Below are 18,610 nucleotides of genomic sequence, written 5' to 3' on the forward strand. Positions count from 1 at the left end.
CCGCGCCGTCGTAGCAAATTAGAGAGAACCATCGATCGAGCCGCGGGATGTCATCACGGCCTTGTCATATGGCGTTGGGAAGATCGCGGCGCCAGCCAGGCCCGCGACGTCGAGCGGTCTTGAGTCTTGCGGCACAGAAAAAAAACGACGACCGATAACCCACACGACCCAACGACCATGAAAAGAAGCGCCTCGACACTCGCCGGTTTGGGAGTCATGCTTTCGCTCGCCGCTTGCGGCCCCGACAATGTCAGCTCGCCCGCCACCGGCTCGAGTGCCAGCGCGAATACCAGCACCAGCGTCACCGCGACGGGCATCGCCGCCGCCGGCGCGCCCATCGTCGGCGTCACCGTCACGGTGACGGACAGCGACGGGAAGAGCACGCAGTCGAGCCTCACCGACGCGACCGGCAAGTTCACCGTGTCGATGACGGGCAAGGCGCCGTTCGTTCTGACCGCGCCATTCAACGATGCGGACGGCACGCCGGCCACCCTGTCCGCGGTCATCGATCCCGCGCCCGCGTCGTCGGGTGCGGCCGTGTCCGTGGTCGCCAATCTGAATCCGCTGACGTCGCTGCTCACGCAGCGCGTGCTGGGGATCGTGCCCAATGGCGCGCCGACCAGCGCGCAGATCGCGTCGGCGAAGATCTCCGCGAGCAGCATCGCCCAGGCCGACGCGGCCGTCGCGGGCGCGTTGCAGCCACTGTTCAGCGCGTTCAACGTGCCGGCCAATATCGTCGCGGACCCGATCGGCACGCCCTATCAGGCGAATGCGAGTAACCCGCTCGACAACCTGTTCGATATCGCGCGCTTCACGGTGCACGCCGGCACGGTCGCCGCCGGTGTCGACGCCAGCCGCGCGCAGGTTTCGATCCCGCCCACGGGCGCGGTCTCCGGCGCGATGCCGGCCGCCGCCGTGAGCTCGGCGCTCGCGTTGAGCAACAGCGCGACCACGACGCCGATTCAGCACGTCATCGTCGTGGTCGGCGAGAACCAGACTTTCGACGGCCTGTTCGGCGGCTATGTCGCGCCGGACGGCCAGACGGTCAAGAACCTGCTGTCGGAAGGCATCATCAACGCGGACGGCACGCCGGGTCCGAACTTCGCGCAGGCCGCCCAGAACCAGGGCACGACGCAAACGGCCTACACGATCAACCCGACGCGCGGCGCGGCATACGCGACTCTGCCGCAGCCGGAACAGATCGGCATCGAAAACCTCCAGACCTTCACGACCGGCGGCGGCACGGCCGACACGCGCTTTCCGGCCACGCTGCCTAACGGCCCGTTCCAGATCACCAGGTACGTACCGTACGCGCAGCAGGTCACGGCCGTCGCGCCCTTGCTGACGCTCTACGCGATGACCGGCGACCCGGTCCATCGCTTCTTCCAGATGTGGCAGCAAACCGGCGGCGACAACAGCAAGCACGACATGTTCACGTGGGTGGCCACCACGGTCGGCCAGGGCGGCGATACGACCGGCATCACGCCGCAGAATCCGTCGCAGGGCGGCGAACTGATGGGCTTCATGAACATGTCGACCGGCGATGCGCCGTATCTCCAGTCACTCGCGCAAACCTACGCGGTCAGCGACAACTATCACCAGTCGATCATGGGCGGCACCGGCGCGAACTTCTTCTCGATCGCGACGGCCGACGAGCCGTACTTCAACACGGCCGGCACGGTCGCAACGCCGCCGGCCAACCAGATCGAAAATCCTGACCCGATGGCGCAAACGGCGAACTTCTACACGCAGGACGGCTACGAAGGCGGCTCCTACGTGAACTGTTCCGATGCGAGCCAGGCCGGCGTGTCAGCCATTCTCAATTTCCTCGCCGCGAAGAAGGTCGCAAGCAATTGCGACGCGGGCAAGTACTATCTCGTCAACAACTACAACCCCGGTTATGACCTGAACGGCAACGTCCAGCCGATCGGTCCGAACAACTACAACTACCCGCCGCAGACCGTGCCCACCATCGCCGAGGCGCTGGCCGCCAAGGGCGTGTCGTGGAAGTGGTATACGGGCGGGCGCACCACCAGCGACCTTGCAGCTGAAACCCAGCTGCTGGAACTCGCGGACGGGTTGCCGGCGGCGCAGGCGGCGGCGCTTGCACAGTCGGCGCAGTACAACGTCATCGGCGACCCGCTGGTCGCGTCGAGCAAGGTGATGGGCACGCCCGCGCTGAAGGCGAACCTGACCGATCTGACGACGTTCGCCAACGACATCAAGAACAGCACGCTGCCCGCGGTGTCGTTCGTCGTGCCGAAGAACCTCGACAGCGGTCACCCCGGCTATTCGGCACCGGCCACCTATGAGGCGTTCCTGAAGACCGTGATCGCCAACGTTCAGGCCAATCCGACGCTGTGGGCGCATACGGCGATCCTGATCACCACCGACGAAGGCGGCGGCCACTTCGACACCGGCGCGATCCAGAACCTCGATTTCTTCGGCGACGGTCCGCGCATTCCGATGCTCGTGGTGTCGCCGTATGCCCGCAAGGGGATGGTCGACCACACGTACTACGATCATGCGTCGGTGCTCAAATTCATCGAACGCAACTGGCGCCTGCAGCCGCTGTCGACGCGTAGCCGCGACCGTCTGCCGAATCCGGTCACCTCGACGCAAAGCCCGTATCTGCCGATCAACACGACTTCGATCGGCGACCTGATGGCGATGTTCAATTTCTGATCGACGAGAGCATCGAAAAAACGGTGGGGCCTTCGCTCCACCGTCTTCCGTTGAAACGACGCACGCATGCAGATGATTCGAGATTGCTTCAAAGTGGCGAGTGGATTGGGCGCTGCAACGATTGCCGCCTTCGCCGCCTTCACGCTGGGTGCGAGCTTTTCAGCCACGGCACAAGCGCCGTCGAGCAATGGACTGACGGCCGCCGCGGGCGGCTTTGCCGCGGCATCGAAAGCGGTGCCCAAGGCGGCCGCCAAAGTCTCGGTGCAAAGATGGGTTCGCTACCCCGCGAGCGCTGCCGCGTTGAGCCAGCGGGCCGAACTTGGCAAACAGATATTCTTCGACGCGTCGCTATCGGCCTCGGGAAAGATGTCATGCGCGAGCTGCCATAGTCCCGAGCACGCCTACGGTCCACCGAACGGCCTTGCCGTGCAACTGGGCGGCGCCGACATGCGCCAGCCGGGTACGCGTTCGGTGCCGTCGCTGCGCTATCTGAGCTTCACGCCGTTGTTCAGCCGGCACTTCTATACGCCCGCCTCGGAAGATACCGAGGACGAAGGACCGACGGGCGGCTTCATGCGCGACGGCGCCGCCGCATCGTTGCACGATCAGGCGTCGATGCCGCTGCTCAATCCGAACGAGATGGCCAACCGCAGCGCGGCCGAAGTCGTCGCGAAGCTGCGGCACAGCGCTTATGCCGACACCTTCAGAAAGGTCTTCGGCGCCCAGGTCTTCTCGCAGACGGACAAGGCATTCGCGCACATCGGCGAAGCACTCGAAGCGTTTCAGACCGAAGACATGAGCTTCCATCCGTACACGAGCAAGTTCGATGCGGCGATGTCGGGCAATGCGGACTTCACGGCGCAGGAACTGCGCGGCTACGCGCTGTTCAACAACCCCGACAAGGGCAATTGCGCAAAATGCCATCTGGACGCGCCGGGGCCCGGCGGACGGCCGGCGCAATTCGCCGATTTTTCGTTCATTGCGCTCGGGGTGCCGCGCAACCCGGACATTCCGGCCAATCGCGATCCGACGTATTTCGACCTTGGCCTGTGCGGCCCCTATCGCTCTGATCTGGCGAAGGAAACCGGCTTCTGCGGCATGTTCAAGTCACCGACGCTGCGCAACGTTGCGACGCGCTCGGTGTTTTTCCACAACGGCCGCTTTCATAAGCTCGAGGACGTGATGCGCTTCTATGTCGAGCGCGATACCAATCCGGCAAAGTGGTATCCGAAGGGGGCCAACGGCAAGGTCGACAAATTCGACGATCTGCCGCGCCGCTATCGCAACAACGTCGACTTCGCGGATGTGCCGATGGATCGGAAGCTCGGCGGCAAGCCCGCGCTGAACGAGGCCGAGATTCGCGACGTCATCGCATTCCTGCAGACGCTGGACGACGGCTATTCGGTCACGCCGGGCGGGCCGAAAGCGCTGGTGCGATAGCGGGGTTTGTTCGTAGCGAAACCAACGGAACGCCGGGGAAAGACGTAATCGAGCTGGCGATATTGGTCTACGCGAGCAGCAGTAGCGCATCCGCCAGTGACAGCACCGTTGTGCGTGAATCGAATGCGGTAGAAAACAGATGCTCGTGGACCACCTGGTCCGGGTCGTAGCAGCAGTCCTTCACCGTAAACAGGCGGAAGTCCGCGTCGCTGGCGTACGCGACCGAGGAGAGCACGACTCCGGTCGACGCGATGCCGACCATGATCAGCGAATCGATACCTTGCCCGGAAAGCTTCGCCTCCAGATCGGTGCCGAAGAACACGCTCGCACGATGCGCGATGACGAGCGGTTCGTTGGCCTGCTGGCCCAACTCTGGCGCGGTCCGGTCTGCGAGGAAGAGGCCAAGACTTTTGATTCCCTGCCCATTCCTGTTCAACGGGCTGACTTCCGGATAGCCCGGACTGAACCTGAGGTTGGCGAAATAGACGCTCACGCCTTTGGCCCGGGCCGCGTCGCATAAGCTGCGCGTATTGGCGAGCAAGGCGGGCGCGACCGACGGAAAGAGTCCGAGAATGTCGGTCTGGTAGTGCATGACAACAAGCGCGGTTCGCGATGGTGCGATGGCCGGAATCCGTGCACTCGTGCGCGTGCCGCCGAGCCCGTCGTTCGCGATACCGTCAGAACCTGCGTTGGTTGTCATTACGCCACCTTCTTCCGGGTTCCACGTCCTGTTGTCGGAGCAGCCGCTTCGATGCCGTGGAAATCATACTTCATCGCATCGCGCGGGCGATCATCGATTCCGTCCGGACGCATACCCCACTTCAACGGCCCTGTCCGCTTGCTACACTATGTACAAAGGTCGCCGGCGCTCCCGCAAGGGTCATGAACCACCTGCGACGCAACTTCGCAAAAAAACAGAGGATGAGCATCCAAATGACGCTTTCGACGAGAAAATTTGGTCGTACCGGCTGGAATGTGTCGGAAATCGGTTTTGGGGCATGGGCGATCGGCGGCTCGTGGGGCAGTGTTGCGGAAGATGACGCCAAGGCCGCGCTGAATGCCGCGCTCGATAACGGTGTCACGTTCATCGACACGGCCGATGTCTACGGCGACGGTCGCTCCGAACGGATCATCCGCGACGTGCTGCGGCAACGAGGCGGCGAACGTCCGATTGTCGCCACCAAGCTCGGGCGCCGACTCGACCCGCATGTGACCAGCGGCTATCTGAACAAGCGCGAGCTCGAAGCTTTCATCGAGCGGAGTCGCTCGAATCTCGGCGTCGACACGCTCGACCTGGTCCAGTTGCATTGCCCGCCGACGGAGGTTTACTACCGTCCCGAGGTGTTCGACGCAATGGACGACTTCGTCGCCGCCGGCAAGATCCGCTACTACGGCGTGTCGGTCGAAAAGGTGGAAGAAGCGCTGAAGGCGATCGAATATCCGAACGTAGTTTCGGTGCAGATCATCTACAACATGTTCCGTCAGCGTCCATCCGATCTGTTCTTCAGGCAAGCGCAAAAGAAAGACGTTGCGGTCATCGCGCGAGTGCCTCTGGCCAGCGGCATGCTCACGGGCAAGATGTCCGCGGATTCGACTTTTGCATCAGACGACCATCGTGCATTCAATCGGCATGGCGAGGCGTTCGACGTCGGCGAAACGTTCTCCGGCGTGCCCTACGACGTCGCGTTGCAAGCGGTCGACGAACTGCGCGGCCTGGTACCCGTGAACGCCTCCATGGCGCAACTGGCTCTGCGCTGGATCCTGATGGAGGATGCCATCTCCGTCATCATCCCGGGCAGTAAAAACTCGGCCCAGGCGGCGTCGAACGTCTCGGCCGCGAGCCTCGCGCCGCTGTCCGACGAGATAATGCAACGGGTCCGGGATGTGTATCAGCGCCATATCGCGCCGCACGTCCACCAGCGCTGGTAAAGGCAACGCGGTGGCGGCTTCGCGGTGGGCGCATTCGACATGCAGGGAGCACCCGGAATAAATTGTGTTTGCACCTAGACTCTGGAGAACCTCATGACAGACATCGCACTTGCACGCAAAGATGCTTGCCTCGCAGTGGTTCATGCGGTACTGACGGACTTGAGCGACGACAGCAATCTGATCGGCGCGGCTCTACGTGTTGCGGACTACCTCGTAGATGATCTCGAAGGCAAGATCACCGAGACCGACGCCATACTGCTTGCTGTCACCGCACTAACCAAGGTCAATCGCGCGATTCGCGAGTGGAACGACGTGGACGGCAACTCGATGGACGCGATGAGAGTCGCGGATTTCGTCGTCGATGAACAAATGAACGGGTACGACAGCGCGCCACATCAACCGACTTCGTCGGCGGCAAGAATCGAGGCGCGAGCGGCCGCGGTGATCCGGCCGACGGGGTCCCCGGTGCGGCCTGTTCACCACTGAGTTTCGTTTCTCACTCCGGGCGCGCCACCGCCGGCCGTTTCAGCGGCTGGATGGTGGCCATCGCAAGCCCCGCTCCGACGAACGCACACGCGGCGCAGACGAGCGCGACGGCCCGCAGCGCGTCGGTCATCGCATCGGCTTGCGCGCGCGCCACAGATGTCTCGCGCGGCGTATGCGAGTCGCCCGCCGCCCCTCCCGCTTGCTCGACCGGCACCAGCAATTGCCCGATCTGGCGCGTATCTTGCGGTACATGCAGTTCGTCGAGGCGCGCCGATAGCGCCGCGTGGTGCGACCACACGAATACGATGCCGAGCACCGCAATCGCCAGCAGGCCCGCCACGCGCGCAACGGCGTTATTGATGCCGGACGCCACGCCTGTGCGGTCGCTCGGCACCGCGCCCATCACGGTCGTGGTAAGCGGCGCGACGGTGATCGTCATGCCGAGCCCGAGCACGACGAGCGCGGGGAAGAATTCAGCCCAATAGCTCCCGCGCACGAACGGCAGCGCCAGCAACGTGAACCCGACTCCGGCGACGCCCGGGCCGACGGTCAGCAGCGTGCGCGAACCGAAGCGGCTAGTCAGACCGCCAGTGAAGCGCGATAGCAAACCGATGATGAAAGGCACCGGCAACAGCGCCGCCCCCGCTTCGGTCGCGGTGTACCCGTGCGCGCGGATCAACGTGAACGGCAGGAAGAAGAACGTGCCGCCAAGGCCGAAGTAAAGCAGCAGTGTGACGAGGTTGGCGCCGGCGAAGTCGCGCGAGCGAAACAGGTCGAGCGGCATCATCGGGTTGGGGCTGCGCGCCTCAATGGTCACGAATGCGGCGAGCATCAGCACGCCGGCGCCAATCGCACAGAATACGAGCGGATGCGCGAAGCCACGCGCCGATGCTTCGGTCAGGCCGAACGTCAGCGCGGCGAGGCCCGTGGCCGCGCATAGTGCGCCGGGCCAGTCGAGCTGTCCAGGCGCATCGGCCCCGTGGCTGTTGGGCACCGCCGATATGGCGAGCGCGATCGTCAGCGCCGCGAGCGGGACGTTCAGGAAGAAGATCGCGCGCCACGACCACGCGTCGACGAGCCAGCCGCCCGCCACCGGCCCCACGGCCGACGTGATCGCGCCGACGCCCGCCCAGGTGCCGATTGCCCGTCCGCGCTCTGCGTCGTCGAACACTGCGCCGATGATCGCGAGACTGCTGGGTACCAGCAGTGACGCGCCGATGCCTTGAACCGCGCGCGCGGCGACCAGCGCAAACGCATTCGGTGCCAACCCGCAAGCGGCCGACGCCAGCGTGAAAAGCGCGACGCCCGCGATGAACACCGTGCGCCGGCCGAGCTTGTCGCCCATCGATCCGCCGACCAGCACGAGCGAGCCGAGAAACAGCAGATACGCGTTGACGACCCACTGCATCGCCGCGACGCTCGCGCCGAGTTCGCTCTGAATGGCCGGCAGCGCGACGTTGACGACGGAGCCATCGATGAACGCCATGCTCGAACCACCGATCGTCGCGGCCAGCGCGAGGCGCTTGCGCTGGCACGGGCGGCCGGTCGTGATGGGCTGCGTGCGGATGACGAGCTCGTCGCACGGGCTCGCCTGCGCGGCGATGATGTGCGCCGTCCTCGGCTTGCTACCAGGATGATCAGGGTCGGCCACGTTCGCTCCCGTGCTGGTCGATGAAGACCTAGAGCCTGTTCGTGCCACCGCGGCTAGTCAACCCCGAAGCGCAACATCGCGGAGCGGGTTTTGCCCATACGGGGTGTCCCGCGCCGCCGGACGGGACGCCAAGGACTTCGCCGGCGAGCGGTTACAGGCGATAATCGGTTGGAAGCAATCGATCTAAAAAAGCGGAGAAGGAATGGACAAGCAAGGTTTCACCACTGGCATCGTTCACGGCGACAGAATTGCGGGCACCGAGCACGGTGCCTTGCGTCAGCCAGTTCATACGTCCGTGCAATATGGTTTCGAGCGCGTCGAGGACCTGATCGGCGTGTTCCAGGGCACGAAGAAAGGCGGCTTCAATTACGCACGGCAGGGCACGCCCACCACCGCCGCGCTCGAGCGCAAGATCACCAGCCTCGAAGAAGGCGTCGGCACCATCTGCTTCAGCACAGGCATGGCCGGCATCACCGCGACGTTCCTCACGCTGCTGCGCGCGGGCGATCATCTCGTGTCGAGCCGTTACGTGTTCGGCAACACCAACAGTCTGTTCGGCACGTTGCGGGCGCTCGGCATCGAAGTCACGACCGTCGACGCATGCAACGTCGACGACGTGAAGAACGCAATCCGGCCGAATACGCGCATGGTGTTCGTCGAAACCATCGCGAATCCGGGCACGCAGATTCCCGACCTGCAAGGTATCGGTGACGTGTGCCGTGAGCGCGGCATCGTGTACTTCGTCGATAACACGATTACCTCGCCCGCATTGTTCAAGCCAAAGGCGGTCGGCGCGAGCCTCGTCATCAACTCGCTGACGAAGACTATCGCGGGTCATGGCGCCGCGCTCGGCGGCGCGGTGACGGATACCGGTCTGTTCGACTGGAGCGCGTATCCGAACATCGCCGACGACTATCGGCGTTCGGCGGCGAAGGATCAGGGGCTGCTGCAGATCCGCAAGAAAGGCCTGCGAGACATGGGCGCGGCATTGTCGTCCGAGCAGGCGCACTCGATCGCGATGGGCGCGGAAACGCTCGCCTTGCGCGTGAAGCAAAGTAGCGACAATGCGCTCGCGCTCGCGCAGTTTCTCGAAGGGCACGAAGCGATCGGCAACGTGTTCTATCCTGGCCTGAAGAGCCATCCGCAATACGAGATCGCACAGACGCTGTTCAAGGGCGCATCCTGGCTGTTGTCGTTCGAATTACTCAACGTGGATCGCATGGTCGAAGTCGTCAACGCGCTCAAGCTGCCGGTCAAGGCGACCGGTCTCGGCGACACGCGCACGCTGATCATTCCCGTCGCGCCGACGATCTTTTTCGAAGCCGGGCCGGAAACGCGCAAGGCGATGGGCATTTCCGACGGCATGCTGCGACTGTCCGCGGGCATCGAGGATATCGACGACCTGATTGCGGATTTCGCACAGGCGCTCAAGTTCGCGGCGTAGTTTTTCGGGCTTTCGAAATTCTGAGCGAGGCTGGTGCGCCGGCCTCGCTTGTTTAGTTCCTGGCAGTGCAATCGGACGCCGGGGTATCAGTTGAAGGTCTGGGCTACTTCCTGCGCCGCTGATACATGAGCTTCACGATATCGGTCGTCGGCCCGCTGGTCATGAGGCGACGGATCTCGTCCATGTGAACCCAGCGACACCTGGCTATTTCGTTACTCGGGCGAGCTTTGGCCCGATTCGGGATGTCGCAGGAAAACACGTGATGGTGCTTCTGCTTGCCACGGAAGTCGAAGAGATGCTTGGCCGACTTGCCGGATAGTTGAGTTTCTTCCTTGAGTTCCCGAAGTGCGGCGTCCGTGCGATGTTCTCCACGCTTGAGGATCCCGCCCGGTAAAGCCCACTTTGCTTGACTACGTGCGACCAGAAGGATTCGCTTACCTCTGCGACAGATCACGGTGGCGCGTTTTTTCAAACCGAACTCCCACTTATGCCCCAGATACTCTCAAGACGCGCACCACACGGCGGCGTATCGGGCGTTGCCAGACATAGTTGAGCATCCTAATACAGAACAGCAGAAGCCGGTAATGTTTCGAAGCGAGGACAGCGGACGCGCGGCAGCTTAAAGCATGTCATCACCGCGTCACAATCTCGGCGCTAGAGGGTCGCTATGGTAAGGTCTCGGCAAATGGATTTTCTATTCGACTCGAGGCTGCAATGGATATGGATGGTGACTGGTCCTTGCCACGGCCAAACACTCTCTTCAAAGTCAACCGCCGGACGGCCGGTTCATCACTTTCAAAAACGAGTTCCGTCGCCAGTACCTTCTCGTCGCTGGCGGCGCCAGTGGTGGCCGAAGCCGTGCAAAGGGCAAGAGAGCTATCCACGCAGAGCGATGCAGAAGGGTTTCATCAGCTTCGCGTCGCTTTCAGAAAGCTTCGGGCTTTGTACTGGGCGTACTCTCCATACCTCGGGGAGGAATCGACCGCGCAAGCCACCGAAGAATTCAAGCGTCTTGCGGCCGTGGCAGGCCGAACCCGTGACTGGGACATAGCAGGCGATCTGCTGAGAGCCGCCAAGGAGTCCGGCGCCTCGATCGAACTGCTGGTTACCGCGGCGCGCGAGAAGCGCGCGCAGGCGGTGGTGCATAGCCGGACGATGATCAAAAGCGACGATGTCGAGGCGTTTCTGAACGATGTCCTGCTTCGCGCGCAAACCACCCTGCTGTCGCGTTGCGACAATCTACCCATTCAGGCGTTCGCCGAGAAGCGTGTCCGTCTAGCGCGGCGTGCACTTCAAAAGCGAAGCAGACGCGCTGCACGCAGCGAGGACACCCACGAGGAGGATCTTCACGACGTTCGAAAGGCAGGCAAAAAACTGAGGTACCTGCTGGAGTTTTTTCAACCCGTTATCAAAGGCGGACACGGTCGCACCGTCAAGGAATTGACATCCGTGCAGAACAAGCTGGGGCAGTTCAACGACATTGCCGCAAGCGAGGCGCTGATTCGCAGCGCATCATTCAATGAGGTTCCGCCCGAGGTCGTGCGGGAATCGCTGCAATGGTTGGAAAAACAGAAGTCCCAACGGATGCGGGCGGCATCGCGGCGGGTCCGAGGCATCTCTAACTGAGGCGGGCGCGATCTGACTGTGTGGATGCCGAAGTATTACCGGCTTGTCGCGCAGTTGATAAACGGCTGCGCCCGGCCGCGAGGAGCCGCTCATTGGAAGCATCGCCGGGACAGTCAAACGTCAGTGGCAATCTGGAAAGCGGAGATCCAATCGGGACACGACGATATGCTCAGGCGCTTTTCTCGGGTGGCGAGCCGTTGGTAACTCGCATGACTGGACCGCAATCGAAGCCTTCCAGGCTAATTCTTGACAAATCAATCTGCCTACCTACTCTTAGCAGAACTTGGCAACAACTCAATCGCGTGCGCACAACCAGTAAGGCAACGACTGTTCGGGGAGATGCTTTCCAAAGTCAACGTCGATGGGTCGGTCTCCCGAAGTCAAGCTCGCTTGACCTGGCAAACTTCCACCGGCAGGTAACGGAGGGTCGTCGTGGCGGCAAGAGCGATTCATCGCGCATCGTTAAGCACGTTGGCCGGCGGCGCGCGCGGTCGATTGACGATTCCGCTGACGACGCGGCATCAGCAACTCAACTCTTTCTGCATCCTCCATGCCATATGGCTCATGGGCCTGGCACCCGTGCCGGCATTGGCGCAGCAGACGGTGACTGAACGACCCAATCTCTCCGGGAGCGAAACGATCGACACCCCCGCCAACAACGTCCTGTTCGTTGGCACCGATAACACGAGCACCAGCTTCTCCGGCACGATCAACAATGCTGGCGTTGCGAGCGATCCAACGTCGCAACAAGGCCAGTTTGTCAAAACGGGCGGCGGAACACTGACGATCGACGGCGCAAGGATCCGGGGGGGCTCCGCATTCGTGATTGGCGGTGGACTGGCGGCGACGAGCAGCGACGCCGCCATCGACTATCTTTCGCTGGGCCTGGGCAATGCCCCAACTCTTCCCGGATCGACGTCGTCTGGCACGTTGAACGTGAGCGGCGGCACGCTAACGTTCAACTCCGCGCTCCAGGTCGGCGACTTCGGCGGCACGGGCACGGTTACGCAGACCGCGGGCAACGTCGTCTTCGGTATGCCGGGCACGCCGGTGTCGCTGAACATCGGCAACCAGGGCGGTACGGGCACCTACAACCTGGCGGGCGGAACGGTCACATTCGGCAACAGCACCACCGACTTCATGACGCTCGGCCGCAATACGCAAGGCAACCCGAGCAGCGGCACGCTCAATCTGAGCGGCGGCACCTTCAACGTGGCTAACGGGACGCTGTTCATCGGCTCGAACGTCACGTCCACGGGTAGCCAGGGCACCGGTACGATCAACCAGACCGGCGGTACCCTTGCAATCGGCAGCGCGTCGAGACTGTTCCTCGCGGCGGCCGGCAACGGCACGTATAACCTGTCGGGCGGCACACTGCAGATTGGCGGAAGCTCGCTGTTCGGCGACTTCAACAATCTGGGTGGCACCTATGCATTCAATCTCGGTGGAGGAACGATACAGGTGGTGGGTTCGGCGCTGAGCGCAGGCGTCAACGCAACGCTGGTCGGAGGCACGACGTCGACCATCGACACCAACGGCATGGGCGCGACTTGGTCCGGCGTGCTCTCCGGAAGCGGGACACTGGCCAAGGCCGGCAACGGCGTGCTCACGCTGACCAATGCGAATACCTATACCGGCATGACGACCATCTCTGCCGGCACGCTGGCGCTGACGGGAAGCGGCAGCATCAATTTGACCAGTGGGATGTTAGACAACGGCACCTTCGATATTTCGGGCGTCACAAGCACTCCGATTCCGGGGGTCGCGACGGGCGTCGTGCCGCTGCCGAACCTGTCGGGCAGCGGCACCGTGATCGACGGCACGAACATACTGGTGGTTGGCACCGATAACACGAGCACCAGCTTCTCCGGCACGATCATCAATGCCGGCACGGCGAGCGACGCGCTGCACGGCATCTTCGTCAAGACTGGCGCAGGGACGTTCACGATCAACGGTGCGCGGATTCAGGGCGGCTCGGCTTTTGTAGTGGGCGGTGGACTAGCGGTCTCCAGCGGCAGCACCGCGATCGACTATCTTTCGCTGGGCCTCGGCAATACCCTCGCGACGCAGGTCCCCGGATCGACGTCGTCTGGCACGTTGAACGTGAGCGGCGGCACGCTAACGTTCAACTCCGCGCTCCAGGTCGGCGACTTCGGCGGCACGGGCACGGTTACGCAGACCGCGGGCAACGTCGTCTTCGGTATGCCGGGCACGCCGGTGTCGCTGAACATCGGCAACCAGGGCGGTACGGGCACCTACAACCTGGCGGGCGGAACGGTCACATTCGGCAACAGCACCACCGACTTCATGACGCTCGGCCGCAATACGCAAGGCAACCCGAGCAGCGGCACGCTCAACCTGAGCGGCGGCACCTTCAACGTGGCTAATGGGACGCTGTTCATCGGCTCGAACGTCACGTCCACGGGTAGCCAGGGCACCGGTACGATCAACCAGACCGGCGGTACCCTTGCAATCGGCAGCGCGTCGAGACTGTTCCTCGCGGCGGCCGGCAACGGCACGTATAACCTGTCGGGCGGCACACTGCAGATCGGCGGAAGCTCGCTGTTCGGCGACTTCAACAATCTGGGTGGCACCTATGCATTCAATCTCGGTGGAGGAACGATACAGGTGGTGGGTTCGGCGCTGAGCGCAGGCGTCAACGCAACGCTGGTCGGAGGCACGACGTCGACCATCGACACCAACGGCATGGGCGCGACATGGTCCGGCGTGCTCTCCGGAAGCGGGGCACTGGCCAAGGCCGGCAACGGCGTGCTCACGTTATCCGGCCAGAACACCTTTACTGGTCCGACCAACGTTCGCAATGGCGTGCTCAATCTGACCGGCTCGTTGCAGTCGCCGGTCAATGTGGAGGCGAACGGAACCCTGGGCGGTACAGGAACGGACTTGAACACCGTCACCAATGCGGGAACGGTTGAGCCGGGCTTCGGGCTCCCGGCAGGGCAATTCGGTGCGATGACTGTCAAAAATTTCGTGGGTGCCGGCGGCACGCTCGCGCTGCGCACCTTCCTCGGTCTGGATGGCTCGCCGTCGGACAGACTCATCATCAACGGCGGCAGCGCCGACCCTTCAGCCGTACGTATCACGAACGCGGGCGGCTCCGGTGGGTTGACGACGGGGAACGGCATTCTCGTCGTCGAGACAACCAACGGTGGCACCACGGCGTCGGACGCCTTTTCGCTCGTCGGCGAGGCGCGCGGTGGCGCCGAAGACTATCGTTTGTTTCGCGGTGGCCTCAACAGCAGCAATCCTGAGGACTGGTTTCTGCGCTCGTCGTTCGTCGTGCCGCCCCCACCGGGGGGAGGCGAAGAGGAACCGGGAACTGGACCTGGCACCGAGCCCCCACCGGATCCGCTGCCGCCAGGCGTCTACCCGATCATCGGGCCGGAACTGGCCACCTATGGCGTAGTCCAACCGGTCGCCCGGCAGATGGGTGTCGAGATGCTCGGGACGCTCCATGAGCGCATTGGCGACACGCTCACGACGGAGAGCGGCGGCGCGGGCGGCTCGGGCTGGACAAGCTCCGCCTGGGGACGCGTGTTCGGCGGCCAGATCGACAACCGCTACGAGGCTTACGCCGATCCGCGCGTGAGCGGCGGAGTCGGAGGCGTGCAGACCGGTCTCGACCTATGGCGTGGAAGCGTCTGGCCCGGTCATCGCGACGCTGCAGGCGTCTACTTTGCATATGGCTACGGCAGTGCAGATGTCGATGGCCTGGTCACCAACGCAGCGGCAACCGGATACACGCTGGAGCACACCGGCTCAATGCATCTGAATGCATATACAGGCGGAGGCTACTGGACGGACTACGGCCCCAGCGGCTGGTACGTCGATGCGGTTGTGCAGGGTACGCACTACGACGGCTCCGCGACCACTCAGTTTGCGAATCTGCCGGTCCGGGGTACGGGCTTCGCGACATCACTCGAGGGGGGCTATCCGATCCCGCTGCCGCTCGGCCCGGGTTTCGAGCTGGAGCCGCAAGCGCAGATCATCTGGCAGCACGTGTCGTTCTCCGACGCGAACGATGGTCTGGGTGAAGTCTCCCTCGGCTCCACTTCGGGCGCGAGTGGCCGCCTCGGCGTGCGCGGGAAGTGGACCATCGAAGGCAGCCAGGGAGCGGTGTGGCAGCCGTATGTGCGTGCCAACCTGTGGCGGGATTTCAATGCCCAGGCCACCACGACCTTCGCCAATGACCGGGTGCCGCTGAATGTGCAGGCCACGCGACTGGAGCTCGCCGGCGGTGTCACCGCCAGGCTCAAGGAGCGGCTGAACCTTTACGGACAGTTCGGCTACCAGTTCGCCGTGAGTGGAGACAGCAATGTCCGCCGTAGTGGCGTCGAGGGCGATCTCGGCGCGCGCTACCAATGGTAGGGCCTCCAGACGTGCAAGGTGTCCTGCATCCCGACCTTCCAGGTCGTGGATGCACAAATGTAGGCAGGCAAAGGAGACTTATAACTGCCTTGCCAGTCCTGATATCAAGAGTCGACTTCGGTCGAGAAGTCGTCAGCGATCGCCCCGGCGACTGGCCGAAGTGCATCAAAAACAGCCTCAGGATGCGGAAGCCGTCGACCGGCGGCAGCGGATCGAGCCTGTATGAAAACGCGTTGATCGCCTGAACCGGATCAACTCATTCAGCATGGGTGACCGGATGAAGCTTTAGTGCAGCGTGTAGAGAGTCTGCGGCCCCTCGGCATAGAGGGTCATGGCGACCTTCAGGATCTCATTGCGATTCCGGTCGAAGGAGGCCAGCACCTCGGCTTCGTCAGTACCGAGGGCGGCGTCGAAATGCTTCAGTACGCGGTCTTCCACAAAGAAGGTAATCTCGCGTGCTTTGTCGTATCCCCAGAACCACACGCCATGCCTGATCCCATCATAGCTGCGGCTGGGGTTGGAAAAACTGAGTGCCATGTGTCGTCCTTCGTTCTACGCCTCAGATGGACCGGGTTGCACGCTCACTACCTGCGCGGCGCGCTCCCGCTAGTGCGGATCGCCTTTCATGCTTTCGGCTTCCATCGCGGCGTGCAATTCCTCATACGCCTCGATTGGTTCCATGTCCTGATCGACGAACGCGGCTGCGCGCTCAGCGGCGCTCGACGCGTCGCCCGGGATATCGCTCTCGCTGTCGTCTTCGGTACTTGGCGGCAGCAGCATGTCCTCAAGCATCCCGCGCAGCTCGGGAGTATTCCATGGCTTGCCCAGCTTGGCCTTCCTGTTCAGGTAGTGACGAATTTCCGAGTCTTGCTCGGCCGTGAGCGGAAGCCCACGAAAAGTGGGGTCCGAGTGGTGATGGATCATGATGCGCCTCCCGAAGCGGTTTGCGCCTTCAACGTGGAGATATCAATTTACTGCGGTGAACGTTACAACTTGCATTTGATCGCTGTGCCGCGTGTCCGCGGCCAACCGATTTACGTCTTCTTCTTGGCGACACCTTCGTTCGCAACCCGCGAACGAACCGTGCTGAACGGCTTCGCCGGCACTGACGGCTTCGCGGGTTGCTTGGGCTTTTTCGCTTCGCGAGTGCTGCGTAATTGACTCTTGGCCATGGTGTTGCTCCTGATGCGTTGCGTGACAAGGTGGTATTCCCAGCATACGCGCTTAGTCTGGTCGCGGCGTCAAAATGAACTGATATGGAGTGTCGCTACGCGGAAAACTGACAGGGTTGGCCCATTTTAGCGAAGTGCAGCCGCCACGGCCTCGTCAATCTGCAGCGCAAAGCGCGCTTCAACATCGGGCACCGTGTAGCCAATTGACAGTTCCAGATACGCGTCGCCTAGCACCAACTGAACGAATGTCGCTGCCCGCAATACAGCAGTCGATTCGTCAAATCGCTTTCGCAGAATTTTTGCCGCGAAGGCACGCACGACCTTTGCGCCATTTTCGTAAAACACCTGGCCGAGTTCCGGAAGACGCTCGGCCTCAGCGACGATGGCCCGGTAAAGCCGCAGGTAATCCGGCACGATAAGGCTTCGTGCCAGCAACCACCCCAACTCGTGCAACTCGACTTCGGGTGATCCATCGGATTGCTCGTCCTGAGCCCCGGCAAGAAGTCCACCCACCTGAGCGCACATCGAACTCACCAGACCAACGAAGAGCGCCTCCTTCGACTTGAAGTGGCGGTAGACCGTCTGTTTGCCGACGCCAGCGGCCGCGGCGACATCGTCCATTGTTGCCAGGCCGAAACCTTGGCTTAAAAAAACGGCTCTCGCGCCTTCGAGGATGGCGGACCGCTTACGGCGTTGCAGCGGGCTCAGGTCGGGGAGAGAGGGTGTGTTCATCCCAGATAAATAACAGATCGCCGAGTAGTTGACAAGACTGGTCAGTCTCGTTTAGATTTGTCAAAACGAGACCGGCAAGTCTCGTTCGTGTGACTTATCAACTTTGCAGGCAATCATCGAGGAGAGCGCTATGGAACTGTTCATGACAGGTGGTACTGGCTACATCGGGCAAGCGGTCGCGCGCAAGGCAATCAGCCGCGGCCATCAGGTGACGGCGCTGGTGCGCCAGGATAGGTCGGCTGCTGCCAGCGCGCTGGCAGATCTCGGCGTGAAACTGCATTCCGGCGACCTGCGTGAGCCACAGTCTTTCGCTGCGACTGCCGGTGCCGCCGAGGGCGTGGTGCACATGGCGTCGACCAATGATGCTTCCGCCGGTGCCGTTGATGAGGCTGCGGCTGTAGCGATGCTTTCGCATTTGCAGCCGGGCGCGGCGTTTGTCTATACGTCGGGCACCTGGGTCTACGGCAATACGGAGGGGGAGCCCGCGACTGAAGCTTCGGCGCTGAACCCGACACCACTCATCGCCTGGCGGCCCGCAGTGGAGCAACATGTGCGGGCGCTAGCGGCGAGCCGCTCGATTGCCGCAGTGATTCTCAGGCCGGGGATGGTGCACGGCTACGGCGGTGGCGTCTTCGGCATGCTTGCCGGGATGGTCCGTCAGACCGGCAGTGTGAGGGTCGTCGGCGATGGTCGCGATCACTGGCCTGCCGTTCACGTCGACGATCTCGCCACGGCTTACCTGAGCGCGGTGGAGCAGGCGGCAAGCGGGGACGATCGGGTCACGGGACAGATCTTCAACGTGGTCGCGGAAGATGCCGTTGCCGTTGCCGAAATGGGTGAAGCGATTCGGGCCTCGGTCGGCGCCGATCGCGTCGAACTCTGGTCGCTCGACGATGCTCGCAAATCGCTTGGACTGTTCGCTGACGCACTGGCGCTCGACCAGGCAGTAAGCGGCCAGCATGCCCGCCGAGTTCTTGCGTGGGAGCCCCATGGTCCCGGCCTGATTGCGGACCTCTCTGCACAAAAACACTTTCAGCAAATCAACGGAGCATGACG

At 62.8% G+C, this 18,610-nt stretch carries 15 protein-coding genes; 9 read left to right on the forward strand and 6 right to left on the reverse strand.

Translation table 11 applies throughout. The features are described 5' to 3' along the window. Positions 1 to 177: 177 nt before the first annotated feature. Both HDG33_RS16080 and HDG33_RS16085 read left to right on the forward strand, forming a co-directional pair. On the forward strand, positions 178 to 2,685 hold the full coding sequence (locus HDG33_RS16080; protein ID WP_260330439.1) for an alkaline phosphatase family protein: 2,508 nt from the start codon (positions 178 to 180) through the stop codon (positions 2,683 to 2,685). Positions 2,686 to 2,751: 66 nt separating this feature from the next. Continuing rightward, positions 2,752 to 4,125 carry a cytochrome-c peroxidase gene (locus HDG33_RS16085; protein ID WP_184030111.1) on the forward strand — a complete coding sequence of 458 codons (1,374 nt, stop codon included), beginning with the start codon at positions 2,752 to 2,754 and terminating at the stop codon, positions 4,123 to 4,125. A 67-nt stretch (positions 4,126 to 4,192) separates the two neighbouring features. Here the strand turns inward: HDG33_RS16085 and HDG33_RS16090 are convergent, their stop codons facing one another. After that, positions 4,193 to 4,825, reverse strand: a complete 633-nt coding sequence (locus tag HDG33_RS16090) for an isochorismatase family cysteine hydrolase (RefSeq protein WP_184030114.1) — start codon at positions 4,823 to 4,825, stop codon at positions 4,193 to 4,195. Between the two features lie 233 nt (positions 4,826 to 5,058). Between HDG33_RS16090 and HDG33_RS16095 the strand changes: the two genes are divergently transcribed. Beyond that, positions 5,059 to 6,054 carry an aldo/keto reductase gene (locus tag HDG33_RS16095; protein ID WP_184031192.1) on the forward strand — a complete coding sequence of 332 codons (996 nt, stop codon included), beginning with the start codon at positions 5,059 to 5,061 and terminating at the stop codon, positions 6,052 to 6,054. A 159-nt stretch (positions 6,055 to 6,213) separates the two neighbouring features. Then, the gene (locus tag HDG33_RS16100) at positions 6,214 to 6,540 is read left to right on the forward strand and encodes a hypothetical protein (protein WP_260330440.1); all 327 of its coding nucleotides are present in this window, start codon (positions 6,214 to 6,216) and stop codon (positions 6,538 to 6,540) included. 10 nt (positions 6,541 to 6,550) lie between these two features. Here HDG33_RS16100 and HDG33_RS16105 read toward each other — a convergent pair whose 3' ends face one another. Further along, positions 6,551 to 8,191, reverse strand: a complete 1,641-nt coding sequence (locus HDG33_RS16105; RefSeq protein ID WP_184030120.1) for an MFS transporter — start codon at positions 8,189 to 8,191, stop codon at positions 6,551 to 6,553. Between the two features lie 202 nt (positions 8,192 to 8,393). On the opposite strand from HDG33_RS16105, the gene HDG33_RS16110 reads away from it, so the two are divergent. Further along, positions 8,394 to 9,635 (forward strand): cystathionine gamma-synthase family protein, encoded by a 1,242-nt coding sequence (locus tag HDG33_RS16110; protein ID WP_184030122.1) that lies wholly within the window; start codon positions 8,394 to 8,396, stop codon positions 9,633 to 9,635. Between the two features lie 103 nt (positions 9,636 to 9,738). On the opposite strand, the gene HDG33_RS16115 is transcribed toward HDG33_RS16110, so the two are convergent. Continuing rightward, positions 9,739 to 10,107, reverse strand: a complete 369-nt coding sequence (locus HDG33_RS16115; protein WP_184030126.1) for an NUDIX hydrolase — start codon at positions 10,105 to 10,107, stop codon at positions 9,739 to 9,741. A 242-nt stretch (positions 10,108 to 10,349) separates the two neighbouring features. Between HDG33_RS16115 and HDG33_RS16120 the strand changes: the two genes are divergently transcribed. After that, positions 10,350 to 11,261, forward strand: coding sequence for a CHAD domain-containing protein (locus HDG33_RS16120; RefSeq protein ID WP_184030129.1), 912 nt, complete (start codon positions 10,350 to 10,352; stop codon positions 11,259 to 11,261). Between the two features lie 603 nt (positions 11,262 to 11,864). Further along, on the forward strand, positions 11,865 to 15,650 hold the full coding sequence (locus HDG33_RS16125; protein ID WP_184030132.1) for an autotransporter outer membrane beta-barrel domain-containing protein: 3,786 nt from the start codon (positions 11,865 to 11,867) through the stop codon (positions 15,648 to 15,650). Positions 15,651 to 15,935: 285 nt separating this feature from the next. Here HDG33_RS16125 and HDG33_RS16130 read toward each other — a convergent pair whose 3' ends face one another. Together HDG33_RS16130 and HDG33_RS16135 are read right to left on the reverse strand one after the other, a co-directional pair. Further along, positions 15,936 to 16,187: a DUF1488 domain-containing protein gene (locus HDG33_RS16130; protein WP_184030135.1), complete on the reverse strand. Its 252-nt coding sequence runs from the start codon at positions 16,185 to 16,187 to the stop codon at positions 15,936 to 15,938. A gap of 69 nt (positions 16,188 to 16,256) precedes the next feature. After that, entirely contained in the window at positions 16,257 to 16,574 is a 318-nt protein-coding gene (locus HDG33_RS16135; protein ID WP_090807765.1) for a hypothetical protein, read from the reverse strand. On the opposite strand from HDG33_RS16135, the gene HDG33_RS16140 reads away from it, so the two are divergent. Then, a complete protein-coding gene (locus HDG33_RS16140; protein ID WP_184030138.1) occupies positions 16,566 to 16,811 on the forward strand; it encodes a hypothetical protein in 246 nt (81 codons plus the stop codon). The two genes, HDG33_RS16135 and HDG33_RS16140, sit on opposite strands and share 9 nt — an antisense overlap. Before the next feature lie 137 nt (positions 16,812 to 16,948). On the opposite strand, the gene HDG33_RS16145 is transcribed toward HDG33_RS16140, so the two are convergent. Continuing rightward, complete coding sequence (locus HDG33_RS16145) at positions 16,949 to 17,554, reverse strand: TetR/AcrR family transcriptional regulator (RefSeq protein ID WP_184030141.1); 606 nt, start codon at positions 17,552 to 17,554, stop codon at positions 16,949 to 16,951. 130 nt (positions 17,555 to 17,684) lie between these two features. On the opposite strand from HDG33_RS16145, the gene HDG33_RS16150 reads away from it, so the two are divergent. Further along, entirely contained in the window at positions 17,685 to 18,608 is a 924-nt protein-coding gene (locus HDG33_RS16150) for an NAD-dependent epimerase/dehydratase family protein (protein WP_184030144.1), read from the forward strand. Positions 18,609 to 18,610: the final 2 nt, after the last annotated feature.

The sequence above is a fragment of the Paraburkholderia sp. Cpub6 genome, assembly GCF_014201065.1.
Taxonomy (GTDB): domain Bacteria; phylum Pseudomonadota; class Gammaproteobacteria; order Burkholderiales; family Burkholderiaceae; genus Paraburkholderia; species Paraburkholderia tuberum.